The sequence below is a fragment of the Pseudomonas sp. AC463 genome, assembly GCF_979253585.1.
Map to the genome: position 1 here is coordinate 1 of NZ_CEEDDZ010000605.1, position 272 is coordinate 272.

Below are 272 nucleotides of genomic sequence, written 5' to 3' on the forward strand. Positions count from 1 at the left end.
TATCCGTGGCCATGCCGGCGAGCTGATTGTCTTCCTGATAGTTATAGGGCGCCCACTCCTCAGTAACGACCTGATAGGGCTCGGCCTTGGCAAAAGAGCCAAACAGCAGACAGAGTAGCGCGGCAGAAAATGTCAGAGGCTTCACGTTTCACGTCTGCTCAATGGATACCGACCCAGGGCAATGCAAGCCTAGCCGTTAAAACGCATTTTATGCCTGCAGTGTGATTCAGCGTCTGTTGAGAAACGGCTTTCAAGGCTATTACCGTTTTAGC

Annotated in this window: 1 pseudogene; it reads right to left on the reverse strand. The window is 51.8% G+C overall.

Annotation, left to right across the window (positions count from 1 at the left end):
• Positions 1–145 (reverse strand): annotated as a pseudogene (locus AC0IYH_RS31630) (peptide ABC transporter ATP-binding protein); the annotation flags it as partial.
• Positions 146–272: the final 127 nt, after the last annotated feature.